At 69.6% G+C, this 280-nt stretch carries 1 pseudogene; it reads left to right on the top strand.

Features of this window, described 5'->3' with window-relative positions:
- Nucleotides 1–280: pseudogene (locus IG99_RS43850) on the top strand (transposase); the annotation flags it as partial.

Raw genomic sequence — 280 nt, 5'->3', positions numbered from 1 at the left:
CGTAGTAAGGGTCGCGCGCAACCGCGAGCCCGGCGTCACGCTGGAACAGATCGCCGCCGACTTCGGCGTCCACCCGATCACGCTGTCGAAGTGGCTGCGTCGCGCCGACACCGATGAGGGCGCCAGGCCCGCAGCGGCGTCGGGTGAGTCGGCCGAGCTGCGCGAGGCCCTCAAGCGGAACCGGCTGCTGGAGCAGGAGAACGAGGTGCTGCGGAGGGCTGCGGCGTATCTGTCGCAGGCGAACCTGCCAGCAAAATGATGTACCCGCTCGTCCGCGAGC

It is taken from the genome of Streptomyces griseus subsp. griseus (genome assembly GCF_000720255.1).
In the GTDB taxonomy this organism is placed as follows: Bacteria; Actinomycetota; Actinomycetes; order Streptomycetales; family Streptomycetaceae; genus Streptomyces; species Streptomyces griseus_I.
This window is presented reverse-complemented; position numbering and strand designations above follow the sequence as displayed.